The sequence below is a fragment of the Staphylococcus sp. EG-SA-10 genome (assembly GCF_017151945.1).
Taxonomy (GTDB): Bacteria; Bacillota; Bacilli; order Staphylococcales; family Staphylococcaceae; genus Staphylococcus; species Staphylococcus aureus.
Genome location: NZ_JACVZJ010000004.1, coordinates 116,211 through 136,435 on the forward strand (window position 1 = coordinate 116,211; position 20,225 = coordinate 136,435).

Annotated in this window: 41 protein-coding genes and 1 pseudogene; 7 read left to right on the forward strand and 35 right to left on the reverse strand. The window is 32.6% G+C overall.

From position 1 onward, the window contains the following. Positions 1-2: 2 nt before the first annotated feature. The 28 genes from IDG45_RS05200 to IDG45_RS05335 all read right to left on the reverse strand — a co-directional run bounded on the left by IDG45_RS05200 (position 3) and on the right by IDG45_RS05335 (position 11,164). Positions 3-470: a phage terminase small subunit P27 family gene (locus IDG45_RS05200; protein ID WP_000919026.1), complete on the reverse strand. Its 468-nt coding sequence runs from the start codon at positions 468-470 to the stop codon at positions 3-5. A gap of 129 nt (positions 471-599) precedes the next feature. Further along, positions 600-944 (reverse strand): HNH endonuclease, encoded by a 345-nt coding sequence (locus tag IDG45_RS05205; protein WP_000817289.1) that lies wholly within the window; start codon positions 942-944, stop codon positions 600-602. A gap of 15 nt (positions 945-959) precedes the next feature. Next, positions 960-1,412, reverse strand: coding sequence for a nucleoside triphosphate pyrophosphohydrolase family protein (locus IDG45_RS05210; protein ID WP_000406191.1), 453 nt, complete (start codon positions 1,410-1,412; stop codon positions 960-962). A gap of 114 nt (positions 1,413-1,526) precedes the next feature. Next, the gene (locus tag IDG45_RS05215; protein WP_000282747.1) at positions 1,527-2,006 is read right to left on the reverse strand and encodes a hypothetical protein; all 480 of its coding nucleotides are present in this window, start codon (positions 2,004-2,006) and stop codon (positions 1,527-1,529) included. A gap of 22 nt (positions 2,007-2,028) precedes the next feature. Continuing rightward, positions 2,029-2,229, reverse strand: a complete 201-nt coding sequence (locus tag IDG45_RS05220) for a DUF1514 family protein (RefSeq protein WP_000265043.1) — start codon at positions 2,227-2,229, stop codon at positions 2,029-2,031. Next, positions 2,229-2,378: a transcriptional activator RinB gene (gene rinB, locus IDG45_RS05225; RefSeq protein ID WP_000595240.1), complete on the reverse strand. Its 150-nt coding sequence runs from the start codon at positions 2,376-2,378 to the stop codon at positions 2,229-2,231. Before rinB ends, IDG45_RS05220 begins: the two co-directional genes overlap by 1 nt. Continuing rightward, positions 2,371-2,571, reverse strand: a complete 201-nt coding sequence (locus tag IDG45_RS05230; RefSeq protein ID WP_000573772.1) for a hypothetical protein — start codon at positions 2,569-2,571, stop codon at positions 2,371-2,373. The genes rinB and IDG45_RS05230 overlap by 8 nt, the downstream gene beginning before the upstream one ends. Continuing rightward, entirely contained in the window at positions 2,568-2,774 is a 207-nt protein-coding gene (locus IDG45_RS05235; RefSeq protein WP_000195827.1) for a DUF1381 domain-containing protein, read from the reverse strand. Before IDG45_RS05235 ends, IDG45_RS05230 begins: the two co-directional genes overlap by 4 nt. 36 nt (positions 2,775-2,810) lie before the next feature. Further along, the gene (locus tag IDG45_RS05240) at positions 2,811-3,347 is read right to left on the reverse strand and encodes a dUTP diphosphatase (protein WP_000185674.1); all 537 of its coding nucleotides are present in this window, start codon (positions 3,345-3,347) and stop codon (positions 2,811-2,813) included. After that, positions 3,340-3,588, reverse strand: a complete 249-nt coding sequence (gene higB / locus IDG45_RS05245; RefSeq protein ID WP_001057953.1) for a type II toxin-antitoxin system toxin HigB — start codon at positions 3,586-3,588, stop codon at positions 3,340-3,342. The genes IDG45_RS05240 and higB overlap by 8 nt, the downstream gene beginning before the upstream one ends. Then, positions 3,581-3,856 carry a hypothetical protein gene (locus IDG45_RS05250; RefSeq protein WP_000399886.1) on the reverse strand — a complete coding sequence of 92 codons (276 nt, stop codon included), beginning with the start codon at positions 3,854-3,856 and terminating at the stop codon, positions 3,581-3,583. The genes higB and IDG45_RS05250 overlap by 8 nt, the downstream gene beginning before the upstream one ends. Then, positions 3,856-4,263: a hypothetical protein gene (locus IDG45_RS05255; protein ID WP_000695734.1), complete on the reverse strand. Its 408-nt coding sequence runs from the start codon at positions 4,261-4,263 to the stop codon at positions 3,856-3,858. The genes IDG45_RS05250 and IDG45_RS05255 overlap by 1 nt, the downstream gene beginning before the upstream one ends. Before the next feature lie 13 nt (positions 4,264-4,276). Continuing rightward, on the reverse strand, positions 4,277-4,525 hold the full coding sequence (locus IDG45_RS05260; protein WP_001126836.1) for a phi PVL orf 51-like protein: 249 nt from the start codon (positions 4,523-4,525) through the stop codon (positions 4,277-4,279). Further along, positions 4,526-4,888, reverse strand: coding sequence for an SA1788 family PVL leukocidin-associated protein (locus IDG45_RS05265; RefSeq protein ID WP_000536056.1), 363 nt, complete (start codon positions 4,886-4,888; stop codon positions 4,526-4,528). Next, positions 4,889-5,074, reverse strand: coding sequence for a DUF3113 family protein (locus IDG45_RS05270; RefSeq protein ID WP_001187268.1), 186 nt, complete (start codon positions 5,072-5,074; stop codon positions 4,889-4,891). Between the two features lie 4 nt (positions 5,075-5,078). Next, positions 5,079-5,483 (reverse strand): DUF1064 domain-containing protein, encoded by a 405-nt coding sequence (locus IDG45_RS05275; protein ID WP_000049809.1) that lies wholly within the window; start codon positions 5,481-5,483, stop codon positions 5,079-5,081. A 9-nt stretch (positions 5,484-5,492) separates the two neighbouring features. After that, positions 5,493-5,714: a DUF3269 family protein gene (locus IDG45_RS05280; RefSeq protein ID WP_001123673.1), complete on the reverse strand. Its 222-nt coding sequence runs from the start codon at positions 5,712-5,714 to the stop codon at positions 5,493-5,495. Between the two features lie 12 nt (positions 5,715-5,726). Further along, a complete protein-coding gene (locus tag IDG45_RS05285) occupies positions 5,727-5,885 on the reverse strand; it encodes a hypothetical protein (protein ID WP_000628837.1) in 159 nt (52 codons plus the stop codon). Continuing rightward, a complete protein-coding gene (locus IDG45_RS05290; protein ID WP_000443353.1) occupies positions 5,882-6,667 on the reverse strand; it encodes an ATP-binding protein in 786 nt (261 codons plus the stop codon). Before IDG45_RS05290 ends, IDG45_RS05285 begins: the two co-directional genes overlap by 4 nt. A gap of 12 nt (positions 6,668-6,679) precedes the next feature. Continuing rightward, a complete protein-coding gene (locus IDG45_RS05295; RefSeq protein ID WP_000504983.1) occupies positions 6,680-7,501 on the reverse strand; it encodes a putative phage replisome organizer in 822 nt (273 codons plus the stop codon). Further along, entirely contained in the window at positions 7,473-8,165 is a 693-nt protein-coding gene (locus IDG45_RS05300) for a putative HNHc nuclease (RefSeq protein WP_015978328.1), read from the reverse strand. The genes IDG45_RS05295 and IDG45_RS05300 overlap by 29 nt, the downstream gene beginning before the upstream one ends. Positions 8,166-8,177: 12 nt before the next feature. Further along, entirely contained in the window at positions 8,178-8,729 is a 552-nt protein-coding gene (locus IDG45_RS05305) for a hypothetical protein (protein WP_015978330.1), read from the reverse strand. A gap of 29 nt (positions 8,730-8,758) precedes the next feature. Beyond that, on the reverse strand, positions 8,759-9,532 hold the full coding sequence (locus IDG45_RS05310) for an AAA family ATPase (protein WP_001288251.1): 774 nt from the start codon (positions 9,530-9,532) through the stop codon (positions 8,759-8,761). Continuing rightward, complete coding sequence (locus IDG45_RS05315) at positions 9,532-10,011, reverse strand: siphovirus Gp157 family protein (protein WP_000002516.1); 480 nt, start codon at positions 10,009-10,011, stop codon at positions 9,532-9,534. Before IDG45_RS05315 ends, IDG45_RS05310 begins: the two co-directional genes overlap by 1 nt. Before the next feature lie 14 nt (positions 10,012-10,025). Continuing rightward, positions 10,026-10,286 carry a DUF1108 family protein gene (locus IDG45_RS05320; RefSeq protein WP_000291067.1) on the reverse strand — a complete coding sequence of 87 codons (261 nt, stop codon included), beginning with the start codon at positions 10,284-10,286 and terminating at the stop codon, positions 10,026-10,028. Between the two features lie 4 nt (positions 10,287-10,290). Next, positions 10,291-10,593, reverse strand: a complete 303-nt coding sequence (locus IDG45_RS05325) for a DUF2482 family protein (RefSeq protein ID WP_111063790.1) — start codon at positions 10,591-10,593, stop codon at positions 10,291-10,293. Between the two features lie 92 nt (positions 10,594-10,685). Further along, complete coding sequence (locus IDG45_RS05330) at positions 10,686-10,847, reverse strand: DUF1270 domain-containing protein (RefSeq protein WP_000066020.1); 162 nt, start codon at positions 10,845-10,847, stop codon at positions 10,686-10,688. Beyond that, on the reverse strand, positions 10,844-11,164 hold the full coding sequence (locus IDG45_RS05335; protein ID WP_001120935.1) for a DUF771 domain-containing protein: 321 nt from the start codon (positions 11,162-11,164) through the stop codon (positions 10,844-10,846). The genes IDG45_RS05330 and IDG45_RS05335 overlap by 4 nt, the downstream gene beginning before the upstream one ends. A gap of 58 nt (positions 11,165-11,222) precedes the next feature. On the opposite strand from IDG45_RS05335, the gene IDG45_RS05340 reads away from it, so the two are divergent. Continuing rightward, positions 11,223-11,450, forward strand: a complete 228-nt coding sequence (locus IDG45_RS05340) for a hypothetical protein (protein ID WP_000801108.1) — start codon at positions 11,223-11,225, stop codon at positions 11,448-11,450. Position 11,451: 1 nt separating this feature from the next. Here IDG45_RS05340 and IDG45_RS05345 read toward each other — a convergent pair whose 3' ends face one another. Next, entirely contained in the window at positions 11,452-11,643 is a 192-nt protein-coding gene (locus IDG45_RS05345) for a hypothetical protein (protein WP_000389906.1), read from the reverse strand. Between the two features lie 49 nt (positions 11,644-11,692). Between IDG45_RS05345 and IDG45_RS05350 the strand changes: the two genes are divergently transcribed. Next, positions 11,693-12,049, forward strand: coding sequence for a DUF2513 domain-containing protein (locus IDG45_RS05350; RefSeq protein WP_000768244.1), 357 nt, complete (start codon positions 11,693-11,695; stop codon positions 12,047-12,049). Here IDG45_RS05350 and IDG45_RS05355 read toward each other — a convergent pair. The 3 genes from IDG45_RS05355 to IDG45_RS05365 are packed head-to-tail and all read right to left on the reverse strand — an operon-like array spanning position 12,044 to position 13,295. After that, complete coding sequence (locus IDG45_RS05355) at positions 12,044-12,238, reverse strand: hypothetical protein (RefSeq protein WP_001148859.1); 195 nt, start codon at positions 12,236-12,238, stop codon at positions 12,044-12,046. The genes IDG45_RS05350 and IDG45_RS05355 overlap by 6 nt on opposite strands. Before the next feature lie 16 nt (positions 12,239-12,254). Next, positions 12,255-13,025 carry a phage antirepressor gene (locus IDG45_RS05360; protein ID WP_001148551.1) on the reverse strand — a complete coding sequence of 257 codons (771 nt, stop codon included), beginning with the start codon at positions 13,023-13,025 and terminating at the stop codon, positions 12,255-12,257. Between the two features lie 15 nt (positions 13,026-13,040). Next, positions 13,041-13,295, reverse strand: a complete 255-nt coding sequence (locus tag IDG45_RS05365; protein ID WP_001106624.1) for a helix-turn-helix domain-containing protein — start codon at positions 13,293-13,295, stop codon at positions 13,041-13,043. Between the two features lie 189 nt (positions 13,296-13,484). Between IDG45_RS05365 and IDG45_RS05370 the strand changes: the two genes are divergently transcribed. From IDG45_RS05370 to IDG45_RS05380, 3 genes are all read left to right on the forward strand, one after another. Continuing rightward, complete coding sequence (locus IDG45_RS05370) at positions 13,485-14,123, forward strand: XRE family transcriptional regulator (RefSeq protein WP_000874712.1); 639 nt, start codon at positions 13,485-13,487, stop codon at positions 14,121-14,123. Between the two features lie 195 nt (positions 14,124-14,318). Beyond that, positions 14,319-14,501, forward strand: a complete 183-nt coding sequence (locus tag IDG45_RS05375) for a hypothetical protein (RefSeq protein WP_000694770.1) — start codon at positions 14,319-14,321, stop codon at positions 14,499-14,501. Between the two features lie 35 nt (positions 14,502-14,536). After that, positions 14,537-14,683: a hypothetical protein gene (locus tag IDG45_RS05380; RefSeq protein ID WP_001013104.1), complete on the forward strand. Its 147-nt coding sequence runs from the start codon at positions 14,537-14,539 to the stop codon at positions 14,681-14,683. On the opposite strand, the gene IDG45_RS05385 is transcribed toward IDG45_RS05380, so the two are convergent. Then, positions 14,680-15,294 (reverse strand): hypothetical protein, encoded by a 615-nt coding sequence (locus IDG45_RS05385; RefSeq protein ID WP_000191459.1) that lies wholly within the window; start codon positions 15,292-15,294, stop codon positions 14,680-14,682. The genes IDG45_RS05380 and IDG45_RS05385 overlap by 4 nt on opposite strands. A gap of 107 nt (positions 15,295-15,401) precedes the next feature. On the opposite strand from IDG45_RS05385, the gene IDG45_RS05390 reads away from it, so the two are divergent. Next, positions 15,402-16,439, forward strand: coding sequence for a tyrosine-type recombinase/integrase (locus IDG45_RS05390; RefSeq protein WP_000857174.1), 1,038 nt, complete (start codon positions 15,402-15,404; stop codon positions 16,437-16,439). A 56-nt stretch (positions 16,440-16,495) separates the two neighbouring features. Further along, positions 16,496-17,320 (forward strand): annotated as a pseudogene (gene sph / locus IDG45_RS05395) (sphingomyelin phosphodiesterase); the annotation flags it as partial. A 512-nt stretch (positions 17,321-17,832) separates the two neighbouring features. Here sph and lukG read toward each other — a convergent pair. Together lukG and lukH are read right to left on the reverse strand one after the other, a co-directional pair. Next, positions 17,833-18,849 carry a bi-component leukocidin LukGH subunit G gene (lukG, locus tag IDG45_RS05400; RefSeq protein WP_000595397.1) on the reverse strand — a complete coding sequence of 339 codons (1,017 nt, stop codon included), beginning with the start codon at positions 18,847-18,849 and terminating at the stop codon, positions 17,833-17,835. A 21-nt stretch (positions 18,850-18,870) separates the two neighbouring features. Then, positions 18,871-19,926 carry a bi-component leukocidin LukGH subunit H gene (lukH, locus tag IDG45_RS05405; RefSeq protein ID WP_168784201.1) on the reverse strand — a complete coding sequence of 352 codons (1,056 nt, stop codon included), beginning with the start codon at positions 19,924-19,926 and terminating at the stop codon, positions 18,871-18,873. Positions 19,927-20,225: the final 299 nt, after the last annotated feature.

Consider the following 20,225-nt stretch of genomic DNA (forward strand, 5'->3'; position numbering starts at 1 on the left):
TACTAATCACTCACAAATTCCATATATGGATCATCATCTTCTTTTTCATCAGGAACCATAATACGCAATCGGCTATCAATAGTTAATCCTAAAGTATTAGCTGTTTGTTGCAATCGAATACCCGCTTTTTCCTTTATGTTGAACGCCGGATTAACCTTTTGATTTCCTTTGTCGTCTTCTAAAATCAAGTCTTCGCGCTCTAAAATCAAACTTGCTTTAACAAAGTCACTATAAAAACTACAATATTGTGCTAATTGTGCTTTATCTAAGTTGGAAATTGGCAATTCTTGCATGTGCGGTAATATTCTTAAGTATTCTTGTTTCGCTATTTCATCTAAAAAGTGCGGTGGTTCAGTATCGATTTTAGAAAATTTATTTAATTGAGCTTCTTGACGCTCTTTTTCAATAATTTCTTCTTTTGTATAATTCTTGTTCGAATTTGACAAAAGCTTCTTAGGTCTACCCGCCATAAATTAGCACCTCCTACTAAAAAAACTTAAATAAAGGGAATTTTTTGAGAAGAAAACTCTGCTCCGTTCTCCAGAACCTTTCATTGACGCCCGTTTCATCTTTGGGGGGACTTCCTATTTTTATCTTTTTTAATATTTCTTCAAATCTTCTTTTGTCTTTTGGTTATGGCAAGCATCACACAAAGGCTGTAAATTACTTTTGTCTAATCTTCTTGCCCAATCAATTTTTGTTGGTACAATATGGTCAACCATAGTCGCTTGATTGCCACAAGAAACACAAATAAAATCATGTTCTAACAATACAATTCGACGCATGTTTTGCCACGTTTTCGATTTATAAAATCTTAAATACTCTGGATCGTTTCGACGTCTCAAATCATTGTAATTTTCATTTGCATATTGCTTGTGTTTATCACAATAACTTTCATTATGATTAATCAATACATTACATGTTGGATGACCACATCGCTTCATAATAGACAATGCACATCACTCCTTGTCGACTTTCTTAACATCTTGCACAGTTACTTGTCTATCATCTTTATCATTGCTAATTAACAATAAGTTTCCTATCGATCCATCAACAAGATACTTACTACCTTGAAACAATACTTTGTCTCCTTGTTTTATACCATTGTCTAAATTGATAGTCTGATTAGGTTTATTCATCAAGATAGTGTTAACACTATGACCAGCTATCTCATCCAAGTTAATACCTAACACGTTAGTAAGATTAGCTATATTCCACAATGCTTCGCTAAGTTCATTTATCATAATTCCTTTATCTATCGGTACATTACAAAACATATGCTGTTTAATTAGATCTGTAACATTGCCTGTAGATTGAGTTAAACCTAAGCCGTAACAAGTAATAGATTCATTTAAATTCAATTCATCATTGTGTGTACGTGTAGCTATCTCTTGGTACTTTGATATCTCCATTCTCCACCTCTTGTTTATAAAAATAAAAACCCTCACTTAATGTGAGAGTTCAAAAGAAATATAAATGTTTTGCTACACAGCAATTATAATAAAAAACAATATGTAGCATCAAAATTAGTCCGATGTGTACGATTTGTACGATGTGTCCGAACTGTACGATGTGTCCGAACTGTACGATGTGTCCGAACTGTCGGTTTCTTGTTGCAAGTTATAAAGTATATTTACTATATCTTTTACTCTAGAATAAAAATTGTCTCTGCCTATATCAAGAATGCTCATGATCCTATTATGGCTTTCTCGTTGTTTTAACATTTGTAAAATATGATAATCTTTTTCATTCGTGATGTATTCTTCATATTCATCAATGAACGCTATCTTCTTAATCAAGTAATCGTACTTTCTAAGCGCTTTGTTTTTGTTTATAACTTTCACTAACACTTTATTGCTAGTCGTGCCTTTAGCTTTTGGCATCGCAGATTGATAACCATATTGTGCAATTGATGTACTTTCGTTATCGTAGACTTTACTGTCTATTATGTTCTTCATCCACTTGTAGTTATCTATCATTTCACGTATTTCTTTCCTGTTATACATGCAATACCTCCGATAATATAAATTACTTTTTAATATCGTTATTCATTCGCTTTAATTCAATCCTGTATTCTTTTAACCCGTTGTATCCTTTAGTTTTAACTACTTCATCAAGTAGATAATCATTCATATATCTGAGCGCTTGTATCTCCCTTGCACGATCACTATTAATACTGATACAAACTAATAGCAATATAGCAAATACAATAGTCATAGTAATCCACATCACTCACTTACCTCCGCTCGAAAGACGTAATCACTCGGCGCCTCTACATCATCATTAGCCGTCATCATAATATATACTTGCTCAGTTACACACTTACCTAGCTCATACATCGCTAGTAAGAATAATAGTCTTAATATTTGTTTAATCATATACCGACCCCCTAAAAAGCGTTATTGCTTCAATTGCATCTATTTTAACCCATGATGTCTTATCTAGCGTATCTTTTGCGCGAATATAACGGGCTTTACTACTCGAAATATTTTCGACATATTTACTAAAAGTTAGATTTGTTGTTGCGTAATAATCTCTACCTGTAATAGAGGTAATTTGAACTTCTATCATTTCCCACACTCCCTTATATTTTCAAACAACTGACCCACTTTAATAACTGCATCTCTTTTAACTTGCGCCTCATATTTCTCTTTCGCTTCTTCTTTACTCTCTGCCTCAACAACTGTAAACCTTTGATTGCTTTTAGCTCGAGTTATGTGTGTATGCTTGCGTCCTGTTGAATCTTTGAATGTTGTGACTAAGTATTGCGTCACTTCCCCAAAACCTCCTTGACTCGATCTAAGATGTCTTTACACGTATCCTTTTCCTGCGTCTGCTGTTCCATCTTGTCTTTCGTGGTTCCTTTTCATTTTCTTTTTGTATGCGTCAATGAGTTGGTCGATAGAATATAAGTTGTAAGCTATGTCTATCACTATAACAATTGCTTGTTGGTCGGGATAAAATTCTTTGAATATTATCTGTGGTGTACTAACAACTGCGTCTTGAGCAAATTCTTTATCTTTAAAATTAAACATTTTGTGAAATTCTGTATCTTTAAAACTTGATTCAATCGCTTCTTTTATCTCTTCTGATGACACTCCTACTTGATTCACAATACTCAATCCAAACGCCAACATGTCAGCTAATTCATCAAGTTGTACGTCTAACGGCTTACCTGGTTTCTTCTTCCAGTTCTTAAACGTTTCCAATGTATTAAACCATTCAAAGAATTCAACTACATATGCTATTTTGCTATCTCGTAAGTTCAGCGTTGGTATTCTATCGTCGAACTCCTTTTGTATTTGTAATAACTCTTGTAACTGATCAATTGTTAATGTATTAGTCATTTTCCTGATCCTCCTCATATTTATAGACAACTTGACCCGTCATAATCCCTACTGCTTCATCAAGTTCAATACCTTCTTTAACTGAATGTTGAATAGCATTTGTCATTCCCTCAAGTATTTCATCAAACGCTTGCGCTTTCTTATATACGTCCTCAATCTCTTTTAGTAATCCCTCTGTGTCATTGCCGTTATACGCACTAGCACTTATAACGGATTGTTCTATTTGTTCACAGTTATTCATTAGTGTCTTCCTCCATAAAAGTTTTATTGTTTAATTCCATTCCAAATTTAACTCTTTCACCATCTTTGCCAAATTCGTTTATTAAATCTTTTTCAACGCTCTTGCAATACCTATCCCATGCACTTGCTTTCTTCTCCAGCTCTTTGTTGCGCTCTCTTAACTTAGCTATATCTCCAATAAGCTCATCACGTTGCTTCAAAAACTTGCTTGCTTCATCAAACCAGTATTCACTTTGCTTTTCGTAATATTCTTTTGAACCGTGTTCCATTATTTAATCAACTCTCCTTCTTTCCAAATTAACGTCATAGTTAGGTCGTCGTTTAAGATGTAGAATGCTTTAGCAAGAAAAATTCTGTCATTTTTTAAACGTTCGTTTATACTAGCATTCTCATATGATGCAGATTTATAGACTCCTTCTTGAATCTCGTACACTTCAAACAACCTATCAAACTTAGTTTCTTCGGTTACTTCTTCTTCAACTTTGACACTAAAAGTAGCATTAACTAATATAAAATCGCTTATTTTAAAACAATTTTTAAAAACACCGAAGTAAATAAAGTTTTCATCATTTTTGTCTGTTGTATAATATTTTCTGCCAAATGATAGCTCCGGATTTTCTCGCGCCCACTTAATTAATTCGTCTATTTTCATTATTTTTTCAACTTTGATTTTCATCATTTCTATCTCCTTAAAATAAAGTTAGTTGCTTCTGTTCCTCGTATTCCAAACCATGTTGCTTTATATATGTTTCGAGCTCTTCCGCTGTATCAAATGTCTTTTTCACGCCTTGCCAGCCTGGTACGATATGCCCGTGAAAGTAATAAGTGCCATTCACTACATGGATATGTGCCACTCGTTCGTTATCCTGATACAGATATCTCTTAGATCCGAAAAATTGGTTTAAGTATTCTTTACATGCGCTATCGGTTTTAGGCATTTATGCTTCCTGCCATTTCTTAAACATTTGGTTATAAGTAGTATCAAACCAGTACGGATCACGTGAATGTTTTTGAGGAACATTAAACAAATGTGGTTTCTTTCTTCTTAGCTCAGCCTCTTTCTTTCGCTCTCTTTCCAATTCACGTTCGAGTCTCGCTTGTTTAATCTTTTCCATTTGTTTCATTTCTCTATATTCTTTTAGGTGCATGCCATAAGGCGCGTCTAAAGCTTCTGAAAACTCCCAACAACCTCTAACACGTTTAGAAACAATTCCGGCATTTATCCCACGCTTTGCCATTAGTTCTTTTTCGAAATTGTTAAATTTATATGGTTTATTATTAATGATTACAACACTGCCCATTTATTCCACCTCTACATTTACATTTCTAATTTTTAAATTGTTATACTCTAATATTTCGTCAGGATTGTTATATAAGTAATCTGCCAGCGTTTCTTTTTCTTTATCCACATCATCAAAATGCTGATATTTAACTTCTGTAGGTATCCTTATATCAATCGTTGCGTTTATATATGCTTGTTGTTGCATTAGATCACTTCATTTCTCTTTTTCTTTTACGTCTGACTTTCACTAAGTCCTCATATACCATCCATTCTTGACCTGTGTATTTAGGCGCTTTACATATCCACGTTAAATTCACATCTTTATACTGATATCTGAATATCTTCGCTTTGATGTTGGCAACTTCAGTCGCCTTACCTTTAACGTCTATAACTTCAACCAGTTTCCCTTCCTTCCACAAAGAGAAATCGGCTATATACGTAATCGGTCTTTGCTTCCCAAATTTAGGTTGTAGTTCGAATTTCGGTTGTAGTTCGATACGATCATAGTTAGTGCCATTCATATTACTTTCTAAATATTGGTAATATTCACATTCTACTTTGCTATCAAATACAATCCCTTTATACTCAACTTTCTTAGCGTTGTATTTACTCATCGTCCACCTCTAAATATCAAATATCGTTGCTTGTAAACCTAGCTCTTGCTCATATAGAAGCCCGTGAGCGCCTTTGAATCGTTTTAGGTCACTATCAGTCATAATTTTCTTTTCGTCGCTGAAATGGGCTCCTGTGAGCGAATAAACTTCATTCTCGTTATCTTCATGTTTGATAACCTTAATATCTTCTGTGCCATCTTCTCGGTATAAGTAATATTTTTCTTTCGGCATTTTTAACACTCCTTAATATTCGACGATAGCGGGGCGTGTGTGACGTTCTGCAAGTTTTTGGATAAATAGGTCATATAACTTGTTTTCGTCTCCCTGTGCCTCGTCTATGAGTTTCTGAGCGTACACATCTGAACACTCAAGTTTAGTTTTTAAAAATTCTTTGGTAATCATAGTTTTAAACCTCTAGTCCTGTAATCTTGACCGTCCATCTTGATAAGCGTTGTGTTGCTCATGATTCTGCTGAATATACGTTGTAAGTCTTTGTTTTTTGTCATTTCTTTCTCGTCTAAGTTGGTAGTAAAGATATTGTGTTTGCCTATTCTACTTTCGATAAGCTCAAACATCTTACTAGTAGCGAATTCGTTCATGTTGATACCGTAGTCATCGAATACCATTAAATCGACATCACTTATAATTTGAGCCAATTCCTGTTCAGTCATAGCAGTTTGGTTGTTATAAGTGTTTTTAATTGTTGATATCAATTGAGGTACGTTCATATATAGCACTGTGTAGCCTTTAGCTTTAACTGATTTAACAATACTCATTGATAAGTGTGATTTACCTGTACCAAATGAGCCTTGAATTAGTAGCGATTGTTTATTGTCTAACGTGAAATTGTTTGCGTAACGTTCGCATAAGTTTTTCGCATAGACTAGTTGTTCATTAGTCGGATTGTAATTATCAAACGTTGCTTTCGTTAGATCTTCGTTCATTATCGATTGTTTGAATATGCGTTCTGCTTTTCTTCGTCTATTTCTCTTGTGATAGTTTTCAGTTGATTGTTTGGCGTACTCTATCATTTCGCAGTCACAACCATGTTTGAATTCTGAACCGTCATCGAATTTGTAATAGTCGTACTTACGTCCACAGTTCTCACATTTCAAATCAAACGCTTGTTCAATGATTTGTTTTTTTAAAGTTGGTTTCTTTGCTAAGTTCTGGAATGACTCCACTTTCTCACTCCTTTAAAACGGTAAATTTTCTATACTGGATTGTGATGCACGCTGAAACGCATCTACATATTGATTGTTTACTTCTTCTTTAATCTCTTCGATATAATCATTCATATAGCTTTCGTTAGTTAAGAACGTTTTAGGGTACTTTTGATATTGCTTGTCTGTAATAGTTTTTAAATATTCTCGAGTACCTTGCATAATTTGTTCAAAAGAATGTTTCTTTAAGCATGATTTGAATTTAGTAAAAGACATCTTCTTATCTTTCTTCTTGTCGTAAAGTTTCCACCATTCCTCAAATTGCTCATGCGTAACGTCAGTTGCGCTATTATTTGAACTTAAGTTCTTATCTATATCTTTTTCTTTATCTCTTTCTAATTCTTTATCTAATTCTTTATCTTCTTCTGTTGCGTGACTGTCACGTGACGTCACGTGACCATTTAGCAATTTTCTGTTGTTTTCTCGTTGCTTTTGTTTCCTCAACCTGTTCTGCGCCCTGATTTTCTCGAGTCCTTCAATGTTTTGGTGCTTTTCCCAATTTGTCACTTTTATGACACCATTAACTTTTTCAATCATGCCCAATGTCTCAAAAGTTTGTATTGCTAACCTTATTGAGTTGATAGGTCGACTAAACTCATTTGCTAACATTTCTTCGTTATAAGGCAAGTTTTCGGATAACATAATATAACCTTGTTCGTTGTACTTTCCTGATAAAGTTAGCAACTTAACCCAAATAGTTATGATCGTATCTCTTTCGGGTAAGGCTTCGATATATTTGATTTTGCTGTCATCAAACATGCCAACTTTAAGTTTTATCCACGATACTTCTCCCATTGTCTTCTCCTTTCAACATTTTATTGAGCTTCTCATCAACTTTTATCCACGAGTCATGCAAGTGATATTTATCATCAAACGACTTAACGCCAATCGCATGTTGCTGGTTATGATGTTCGCGACATAACGCTAATACATGTTTGCCATAGTGATTCATTTTGTTTCTGTTCATGCCTCTACCGACTGCTTCGTAATATGCTAGGTCAGCGTGAGGCTTTCCGCATATTACACAGTTGCGGTTGATTGTAGCCCAATATAATAACGCTTTATCTTCGCTTAACAACTTACTCGTTTCTACACTCATAGGTATTTGATGATGAAACATAAACGCTATAATCAGTTCTATTAACTCCCTTGCAACTTTCATTGAACAGTCACGCAGACTGATTTCTTCATAACCTTTCATAATTTCCAATTCTGTTTGTAATAATTTTCTAGTTGATTCCACTGGTTCGCCCCAGTGAAGTTCTATATCTCTACACATTGCGAATATTTTTTTGCGTTGTTCTATAGATAACTTTTTATTGTCCGGAACCTCTACTTCTGCTTTTAGTGGATATCCGTTTTCTAGCAAGTCAATGTGACTTTGTTCAAGTTCAACACCAGTAGCAACGACGGAATAAGTGCCGTCATTGTCTTTCTGGTATCTTGTAATGTATTGCATTTAAACCACACCTTAAAACGCTAAATCTTGGTCGTCATATCCAAATTGGCCACTGCTTTCAAATGGATTGCTTTGTTGAGACATTGATGTTTGTTGTTGTGCCCCGTTATTTTCTTCAGCTTTTTGCTTATCTGTCTTCGGAATAGGTTTGTTAACAACATCATCGCCCTTTTTGTAAGGTTTAATAAATGAAAAATCCGTAAAATACTTACCTTCATCTTCATTGAATTTCCATTTCAATACCAAGTGACAAAACTTACCAATAAGATCATTGGTATCAAAATCTAAGCTAGGAAGATTTAACTTAATACCTAATCGAGTAACTAATTCAATCAATTGTTTTTCTTGGAAATCATATTTATACGGCGGTACAAATTGATTATGTTTATATTGTTTGCCTTCATCATTTTCAAATACGATTGTGAAATATCTATTTTCTCTATCATTGAATTCAATATTTTTAACTTTCACTGTGAATTCTCCAGCTTGAAACCCTGTTGAGCCGTTATAAAACTTTTCTTGATTTGTTTCTTTAGTAAATTGCGCTTGTCCTGTGATTTTCATAATTAAATACCGTCCTTTTTAGTTTTTTATTAGTTTCCGTTTTGTGCCATATCTATAATTTTTGAAATTGAAGCATTTTTAATACCTGGATTATTGATTGTTATTTGCGGATTATGCCTAACTTTAGTTGTATATAAATTAGAAGGCTCTACAGAAAATACATAGTCGTGTGTCGCATTTCCGTTCTCATCTGTATGATCTTCTATAAATGTATGTCCTATAATGTCGAACTGAGTTACTAAGTTATTGTGTATTGCCGGTTGTACTTCAATTGATATTCTAGGGTTAATAATTTTTCCGTTCTCATCTTTATCTTCTGAGTTAAGCCCTTCATGTCCTGTAAGCACAACGTGAAATCCGAGCTTATCTTTAACCTTTAATAGGTGCCTAATCGAGTTAACAATTAATTTAGATGTTTCCCCATAATCTTGAATTCTTGCTTTTTTGACTTGGTGCGTGTTCATCACATGAGTCAGCGTTATATCTCTTAACTTTTGTGCTGTTTCAATTACAACCACATCAAGTAACTTTCCTCTTTGTCTAGCTGTATTTACAATCGATTCAATACTCGCAATTGTGTTTCTAAAAGCAATGTAATTGTCGACCCTCTTCACAAAAACTTGCCGCGTTACTTGAGTGCCATCTTCGTGAATATCAATAATAAAAGCGTTGTTTTCTCTAGTGGCTAAAGTCGTCTTTCCGGTTCCTGATTTGCCATATACCATAATTGAATAATAGTTCTGAGTATCTTCGTTAATTTCTTCAATACCTAGTTCTTGTAAAATGTCTTGTTCCTCACTCATCACTTAATCACCAAACTTTCCGTTACCTTTAATTCAGCACCCGGAATATCTTTGCCAGCTTTCAAATCATCGATTAGTTGCTTAGAATTAAGCTTTGGCGCTTGTGATAGCCAATAATCCTTTGGAATAAGTTTTTCATCGATAATATTTTTACTAGCCCCGTTTTTGCGCTTGTAAATATGATTAGTAGCTGTGCGGTAACTATCTACTTCCTGTGTTTCTAACATCTCTTTTAAGTAATCTCTTAAACGATCAGTTAAATTTTGTTTTTGTTTTTTTAAATTTTGAAGTCTCTTAATTTCTTTATCTATGACATCTATGTCACCTAAAGTTTCACGTCTCCAATTGACAATGTTGTCTACTTTGACGTTCATTTCTGCTTTGATAGAATCTAATGTATCTTTTAGTAATGTTGGATCTAATTCATCTTGATTAGACATCTCTTTAAATGCTTCTGATAGCTCATATAGATTAGCCATTAGTTAATCCCCCTCTACCATTTCATGACTAAGTTAATTAGTCTGTCCTGTTCATCTGTGTTCTCTTCAATCCATTCATCTATCGCTTGGTTGAATAAGTCTGATGCCATATCTAAGTCATTCTCATCTACAACATAAGCATGTTTAATTGGTACGTTGTTCATATCTTTAACTTGTATTGATATGCCCATATGACCTTTTAAAATGAATAGCTTAAAATCGAATCCGTTAACATGAATATTTTTGCGTATGATATCGCCTATTTCGTAATACATTGTTTTAGTCCTCCTTGTCGTCATCAATACCGATAAATTTTTGTGATTTACACATTTGGAGAACATTGACAATGTCTTTATAACTCTTAGTGCTATCCAATAAGGAAGCAAGATCGAAAGTATGACCAATCACAGAACTTGAACCTGCTAAATAATCTCCGTCGATAACTCCTATTGATGAGAAAAGTAAAATATCAAATTTACTTTCTCCCTTAATTTCTTTCGCTAATTCATACAATTCTCCGCTTTTTTCAGATAATAAGTCTTTTATTTCGTCCTGCGTCATGTCTTTATAATTTTTAGTCATAGTTGACTACCTCCGTATATTTTGATTTAATTAAGTTGTATATTTTGATAAATGTTTGTCACTGTTACTTGTTGTCGCAAGTAGCAGTTTTTTTATTCTTCATAAAAATATTCCTTATAGAATATGAATGTTGCGATACTTGCGAATCCCGCAATTGACCATGCAGTAGTGAAGTATAGAAACGGCATAAGTACAATTGCTAAGACTGTAAAGCACAGTACTGCTACTAGGTAGCTTTTATAAATGTTGCTCATTTTATTCTCTCCTTATATATTTCATTGAAATGCTCATCGACGAATTTATTCATCTTTCTTGCGTTAAATCTCCAGCGATTAAAATTCTCATCTGGGTAATGCACAATTCCTTGCGCTCTTAGTTCTTTTTCAAATCTAGGATGAAATAGTAATCTGTCCTTGATAGTCTCATCAGATGCAATTTTTAATTTCTTCTTTAAGTCACTCATGTTCCATACAGGGTCTAATGAATAACCAATTAGCTCATCATATTCATCTTTTGTGATAAGTACATGTGTTTCAGGTATTGGAACGGTTACGTTTAATACATGTGGCATTTCTATCATTCCTTTCGTGTATAATGTTGTTATCTCCTACAGAGAGGAGGTGAATATTATGAAAAACTACTATCACCTTTTGTCTTTCGATGACGATTTAGCTAATGATGCAGCTAACGATCTGTTAAAAGAAGGTTGGGATATCGTTCATGTTGGTACAAAATTAGTTAAAATTTTGGATAATGGACAAGCGTACTACAATACTGAATACGTTCTGGGCGGAACTAAAAATCAGTATGAAAAATATTTAGAAGATTGCCAGCAGTCCGAGTTAGATTATTTTTAACTTATGTTTTTCTGCGGTTATTAGCTAAATACTTTTGTTCTCTATCAATTAGGTAGAGAACTTTTTTAATTTCAGTGTAAGAAAACTTTTCTAGTTCAATACATTGATTAATTACAGACATTAAATTCTTTTGTTTATTATTTAAATTCTTCTTTTGGATTTTTAAAGAATAAAGTTCTTTCATATCTTCCATATTGTTTATGCTCCTTTCTGCTATACTCCTATTAAGGAGGTGAATTCGTATGAAGTTAAAACACGATTGCATACGTGAAGTTCTTTTAGTTATAGAGAGTGATTTAAAATTAAATAATGTTCTAGATAATGAAGACCTAGAAAATACAATTAAAAATTTCTCACGTGAAGACATCGAATACACTGTTAAACAATTGACCGGTGCAGGTTATATAGACGCTGAATTCTATATGGAAGGTTATTTTGTTAAACATATGAATTTTTCAGGTCACAACCTTTTGGATGATGTTAGAGATGTCGAAGTTTGGAGAGAAACTAAAGCTAAAGCGTCAAAAGTTTCTTCGATTTCAATCCCTATAATTCAACAAATCGCATCGTCAGTCGTTAACAAGATGCTCGGGCTATAGTAATTTAAATTCAACACCGTCTATTTGAACGAACAGATTATCTAAGTCAGGTATTTTCTTTTTATATAAATCAAACCTTGATTTGATATCTGCTAATAAATAATGTTCCAAATTCCCAATTGATAATAGTCGTCTATTACCTTCTTCGTCATAGTAGTAATAGATGACTTTTTTGTTTTGAGCTTGCATTTGCTGCGCCCTCCTGTTAAGCAGTTACGTTAGCTTCATAACCGAATTCAGTCATGATTTCATGTATTTTCAATCTGCCTTTTTGTGTCCATCTAGTTTGTAAAACTGTGTCTTCTCTACCGTCAGAGCGTACAATTGCTATAGTGTCTGATTCTGTGTAACTCTTGCCCATGTGTTCTGAGTAAAGTACCCACTGTTTATTTACTTTTCTTTGTAATCTAGCTTCGTGTAGTAGTTTGTTTAACTTTTGTGCTGATATACCGTAGTCTGCCGCGATTTGAGTTGTAGCTAATGTGCCAGTTGATTTTAAGATTTCATCAACATAATCTGCTTTGGGTTTTAGCTCTCCGATTTCTTGTTGTAAAAGTAAGTTTTGCTCTTTTTCTTTCTTATACTCAGTCAATACTGTAATAATGTAGTCTGGATCTTTTAATGTTTGTTCAATTACATTGTCTGTTGCGTAGATACCGTGTTTGCGAATGGCTGGTAAAACTTCATCAAACACCCATTCTTCAAATTGTTCTGCTTGTGGTAATTTCGAACGTGAGATTAATCTGTATAAGTTACCTTCATCTATGAACTTTTTGTTTTGTTTTCTTCCAAGTGAATCGATGACGTCGTGATTCACGACCCCACGTCGTTTTACGTGTCTGCTTATTGCATCTCTAGGGTTTGAATATCCTAAAGTCATAGCGACTTCCGTCGCCGGAAACCACTGCTTACCTTCAATGGTTAAAATTTCTAAATCTCCAAATTGCGAATTTTGAAATCTTTGTAATGCTTGCATTGTTCGTTCCTCCTTTTAAGATGTTTGTTTTTCTTCGACTAAAACGTATTTAAAATACGATTCATCTTTAAAAAAAATAATCTCATCAATAGAGATATCTAATGTTTTAGCAATTCTAAAGGCGTCTCTAGGTTTAATCATTTCTGGATTGTTTTCCCAAATGTTATAAGTAGACGGCGAAATCCCGAGTTTTTCAGCGAAAGATGACTGTGTGTAACCTTTTCGTTTTCGCCATTCATCTAATTTCAAACTATGTTTGATGTAGTTCATTTTTTTGCCTCCTTGTTAAGTTCTGACTAAAGTATATCGTAATTAAAATGCGATTGCAAGTATTTTTCGTAATCATTTTAGAGATTTACGTATTTTTATTTTTGTAAATCGTATTTTAAGGGTTGCAATTACGATTTTTCATAGTATAATGAAAGTGTAAAAACATTATATATAAGGAAGGAAAACAAAATGGCTTTCAAAAATTCCATAAAAGAAATCAGATTGAACAATAGATTGTCTAAAGTTGAGATGGCTAGAAAATTAGATGTTTCCGAAGGTACTATAAGAATGTGGGAAAGCGGAAGAACTGAACCTAGAATGGGTATGGTCGAAAAAATTTCAAGTTTGTTCAATGTTTCTAAAGGTTACCTATTAGGAGAAATTGAGGAAATTGTTTTGCCAGAATTTGATAGCGAAATCGAGGTTCCATATTTCGGTAAAGTTTCTGCTGGAAATTTCGAAGAAGTTGCAATTGATAATGAAAAATTAAAAGTTCCACCACTTGCTTTTAACGGTCGTAAACCTAGCGAATGTATAGCACTAAAAATAAACGGAGATAGCATGAATAAAATACTCGCTAACGGTTCTTATATAATTGTCCATGATTATAGAAAGTCTTGTGATCATAAACTTAACAGCAATGACATCCTTGTATTACGTCTAGGTGGTGAATATACAGTTAAGCGTGTGAGACGTACTGAAACAAAACTACATTTAGACCCAGTAAGCTATTCAGATGAATTTAAAACTAATTCTTACGATTTAGATTCTATTGATGAAATCGAAGTGATAGGCAAAGTTATTTATAACTATCGTATTTTTGATTAATAGCGCCTATGTGGCGCTTTAATATAAATATAAACAAAGGAGAAATTGACATGAAAAAAGCAATCTTAACTTTAAGTCTTATATTTATTACCTACTACCTCACTTTTAAATATATGTGGATTAAAGAATTGAAGTATTAATCATGCTTATTTGAAAAAGACGTCTATTTCAGCAGTGTTTGAAAGGAAGTTTATAATGAAAATAAAAAATTGCAAAATAAAAAAAGAAACTATAGTATATGAAGTTTTAACTAGTGGTAATCAACCATTCACTTATGAGTTACCTAAAGATTTATCGTCACATAATGCGCGTAAATACTTGGAATTTATTTCACAAAAAATAGATGGCGATAAGTTAACCAAAGAAGATTCATTATGATTTTACTAATCAAAAAACGCCTACAAGTGTAGACGTTGAATGGTGGTGAGAATTTTATGGCGGATAAAAACAAAAAACAAGAAGCTACTCGTAGTAACCCAATAAACAAAAGTTTTGAAAAGCCGGGTGCCAGCGAAAACTTAAAAAGCACTTTATCAGAAAAAGCTAAGAAAAAAGATTAATATTCATTCATTAAATATAAATCCAATTTAATTTGTTGTTTAAGGTCTACAAGTGTATGTTTAATATACAATTCATCGTTTGACGGTAAATCAGATACTTTGAAATCTTGTCGCTCAACCTCTAGTAAATCGAAATCGCTACCAGCTGAATTATAGGTTTTAAGTTCACCCTCTTCTATGATTCTGTTTTCAAAGTCTTTAATAACTATAAATACTGGTTTACCGTTGTTATTAAACAACTTGTCTCTTTTGTCTAATAAGCTTATACAATCCAAATTCATAAACTTTCTTGTTTCATTAATTAACCAGATAATGAATTTAACAATTAAAGGATTAAATACAAGCACTGTTAAAACAAAAATAATTAGAAACCAAATATTTGCTTTTAGACCTGTAAGCAACTGAAGTAAACTCAAATTTTTTAAATCAACATTATTAAAAATTATAAAAGTATAAAACCATATCAAACATGTTTCAATAGAAAAAATCAATAATACAGGAGTATTGATAATCTTGTTTTTTTCACTAACTAAACCTATCATTGTTAGATATTTATATGGTATGTAACCTAAAACTCCTGTAAGAAGAAGCGCCCCTAGAAATTGAGTCATCTTATCACCTACTTTTTATTTTATTATAACATATTTAGTACCTAGTACTAAATTTTGGGTAGCCCGCCTACCCTTATTATTTTTTGCCAATTTTGAGGAGGGAACGCATGAAAACACGTTGTTACGATGGTAAAAAATGGCAATATGAATTTAAGCATGAAGGAAAAAGATACCGTAAGAAAGGTTTTAGAACAAAGCGTGAAGCTAATTCTGCTGGACTAGACAAGTTAAATGAGTTAAGAAGTGGTTTTAATATAGATAACTATATAACTCTTGCAGAATACTTCGAAAATTGGATTAAAACATATAAACAACCTGTTGTTAAAGAAAATACCTACCGTCATTATAGAAATGCATTACAACATATACAAAAACATAAAATAGGTAAAATGGAGTTATCAAAGATAAATAGACAAGTTTATCAGAAATTCATAAACGACTATTCAAAAGAACACGCAAAAGAAACTATAAGAAAAACAAACGGTGCTATTCGGTCAGCTTTAGATGACGCATTATATGATGGACTTATTTTTAAAAACCCCGCTTATAAAGTTAATTATAAAGCCGGAAAACCTACGAAGTCAGAACAAGAAAAATTCATCTCGGTAACTGAATATGAAATACTAAAAGATCACGTCAGAAAGAAGAGAACTCGTTCATCATTAGCGCTATTCATAATGATTTGTACGGGTTGTCGTGTCAGTGGTGCAAGAAATATAAAGATTGAGCATATCAACCAAGTGAAAAACACTATATTTATTGACGAGCGAAAAACCGATACTTCCCCTAGATATATCAGTATCGCTAAATCTGATATGAAACACATTATGGACGTCATAAGTACATTTGCAATTAGCTATGATGGTTACATTTTCAAAGAAGCCGGATTTATAATTAACCTTCAGGCTATCAATAATGCTTTGAAATCAGCCTGTAGAGTCAATAATATACCAATTATTACATCGCACGCATTAAGACACACTCATTGTTCTTATTTACTAGCAAAAGGTGTATCTATACATTACATTTCTAAAAGATTAGGTCATAAAAATATAGCAATAACTACATCCGTGTATTCTCATTTGTTAGAAGAAAAATTTAATGAAGAGGACAAAAAAACAACTAAAATTTTAGAAAGTATGTAATTTAGGGACCCATTAGGGACTCCAAACCCAATAAATACTGTTGTTACAAGGTTTCTATGTATCCAAACTGGGGGCAATATAAACGCGCTGATTTAATCGGACAATCTTCTTATATTAAAAATAATGATGTCGTAATATTCAATGAAGCATTTGATAATGGCGCATCAGATAAATTATTAAGTAATGTAAAAAAAGAATATCCTTATCAAACACCTGTACTCGGCCGTTCTCAATCAGGGTGGGACAAAACTGAAGGTAGCTACTCATCAACTGTTGCAGAAGATGGTGGCGTAGCGATTGTAAGTAAATATCCTATTAAAGAGAAAATCCAGCATGTTTTCAAAAGCGGTTGTGGATTCGATAATGATAGCAACAAAGGCTTTGTTTATACAAAAATAGAGAAAAATGGTAAGAACGTTCACGTTATCGGTACACATACACAATCTGAAGATTCACGTTGTGGTGCTGGACATGATCGAAAAATTAGAGCTGAACAAATGAAAGAAATCAGTGACTTTGTTAAAAAGAAAAATATCTCTAAAAATGAAACGGTATATATAGGTGGCGATCTTAATGTAAATAAAGGTACTCCAGAGTTCAAAGATATGCTTAAAAACTTGAATGTAAATGATGTTCTATATGCAGGTCATAATAGTACATGGGACCCTCAATCAAATTCAATTGCGAAATATAATTACCCTAATGGTAAACCAGAACATTTAGACTATATATTTACAGATAAAGATCATAAACAACCAAAACAATTAGTCAATGAAGTTGTGACTGAAAAACCTAAGCCATGGGATGTATATGCGTTCCCATATTACTACGTTTACAATGATTTTTCAGATCATTACCCAATCAAAGCCTATAGTAAATAGTGCTCAACTAACTAATAACTCGCTTCGTTCTAAAAAGTCGAAGCGAGTTATATTGTTAAAATTTGAATTGACTGAGTCTAGGACATAAATCAAGTTCTAGGCTCTATAATGTTATGGTATTAGTTGACTGCGTGGTCCCAACACAGAGAACTTCGAAAAGAAATCCGAAAAGAAATTGGAACACCAATTTCTACAGACAATGAAAGTTGGGGTGGCCCCAACATAAAGAAATATTTTTTCTTTAGAAATTAGTATTTCTTATGCATGAGTTTTACTCATGTATTCCTATTTTTAAGTACATATTAGCTGTGGCTAATGTGTAAGAACCACTACATAATAAATCGTTAGTGGCTCTTTATCATTTCTGTCCCACTCCAATATTTCTTCATTAATATAGATACTTCGTCTGCACTTAAATATGATTCATACACTGCACATCATAATAAATCTATCTACTCAAATATAAATAAAAGTTACCTACTACATTCTATGTAGCAGGCAACTTTTATTACTTATTTCTTTTCATTATCATTAAGTACTTTTACAAACTTCACATCATGTGTCTTCCAATCAACTTCATATAATGCTGATAATTTTTCTTCTTTTTTATCTACATGGTTTTCACCAGACCAATAGCCCCAGAAACCATGGCGATTCCAATCTATTTTAAACTCATCCATTGATCTTTTATAATGAACAACAAATTGTGATTTACCTTTGTCTTTTTTATCATGTGACATAACAGCTAAAAATTCTGGATTAAAACCTTCAGACACAGTTACAGGCATTTTGTCTTTAGGTGTGAAATTATCTTTCGCCCATAAATTTCCATTTCGTGTTAAAGAAAAGATTTCACTTTTAGTTCTATTATCACTATCATTAGTTAATTGTCTCGTATGGTCATGTCCCATATTATTTATCAAATGTGCTTCAACTTTCCAACCTACACCTTTATGTGACGTAGATTGATCAAGTAATGTACGATATGATGGTTGTTGATAACTAATCGTCTCTGAATAATTACTCTCTTTTGTAATATTTCCAGTTAAGCCTCCACGATTAATCGAAAAATCTCCACCTGTTTTATAACCATACGTATATTTAACTTCTCTTGATTCATCCTGATTTTTTGGTGCAAAGTCAGTCACATTTGTATTGTTATTGTCATCAACATTTTGAATTGAAACTGAATAAGATCCAGGCCATCTTAATGTACTATTCCAATAACCATTTGGTTCTAAAATTCTCAAACCACTACCAATAGTACCTTTTGCTTTAATAAATACTGTTTCTTTATCATAATTAGGTTCAGTTAAGAAATTAAATTGTAAGCTTTGAGTAATATTTTTTTGACTATCACTTGTTGTAGCTGTACGTGTATACATTTTAGTATCACCATCAAGATTCTTCTCAGAAACAGCTTTAATTTCAGAATTAATTTTTGCATAAGAAGTTGCCGGAAATACAGTTAATGCAGTAGATATTGCTAAACTACAAATTGTGATGTTTTTGTATAATTGTTTAATCATTAGTAATCCGCCCTTTCAATATTATCCTTCTTTATAAGGTTTATTGTCATCAGAATATTTATCAACGACTTTAACTGTTTTATTTTTCCAATCAACTTCATAAGTGACAATTAATCTTTGACCATCTTTATTTTTTTCTAAAATTGGAGGTGCATAATGTATTCCAGGTCTGTTTTTCAAAATATCTTGATTTCGTGTGTATGTTACTTCAAATTGCGTTTTCTCATTTGACTTTTCATTAGATAAATAAGTTAAAAATTCTGGATTAAAGCCACTTCTTACTAATGCTGGGTATCTATATTTTGAAGCAAAGCTTAGTTCAGGGTTTTCTACAGTAGCAATTCTCGTATTTCTATAGAATAATAATTCATCATTTCTATTTTTCACTTCTCCACCATACTTCAAGTCATTCGCAATAACTGACCAGTGTACATGCCAGTTATTATTTTTACCGCTGGCAATTGTGTCATAATTTTGCTGATTATAACTAATCGTTTTGGAGTAGCTATTTGATGAAGTTCGTCCAATACCTTTCGTTGAATCGAATTTACCACCTGAGCTATATAAAAATGTACTGTCTACTTTCGCAGTTGAAATTTTATTTTTCGGCAATTGATCTAGTATTTCAGTTTTAGGATTTCTTTTTACTTGAAAATCTACATGGTACTCACTTGGATACTTTAACCAATTTGAATTTTTTTCTTCTTTATGAGATTCAAACTTTAAATTTGAATGAATTGAGCCTTGTTTTTTAACAAGTAATACATTCTTGTCATAAGTTGGATCATCGATAAAGTCGAATTGTAAATTTTGGAGTATATTTGTTTTCTCATCATATACTGTTTCAGTTCGTTTTGTGATTTTACCGTTTTTCCCAATATCATCAGGTACTGTTGAATTTTTATCTTTATTAGTAACATTACGTTTGTCTTTTTGTTGAGACTTATCAACATGTTCTTTCTTATTTTGGTCTTGCGAGTCTTTATGAGCTGAATTTGCTTGAGTCGTTGCTGCTGATAACAATAAAATTGCACATGATAATGATGACGCTATTAAAACACGTTTTTTATTTTTCATTGTTATAACCTTCTTTCGTATGATTGATATTTGTTGATATGTATCGACATGTGAATAATATCACAAAAATAGAGAATATATATTTAACTATTTATTAAATGATTTTGTTAATATTATTAAATACTTTATCCTCTTTAAAAATAATGTGTGTACAAAGTCATTAATTTAGCAAATATTTTTATTTAGTAGTTAATAACCATCGATTTGAAATTTATATATAATTATTAGATAAATAATATCCTGCATCTTTCTCATACAATTTACTATAAAATTAAGCATACCCGATATCAGTGTTAATA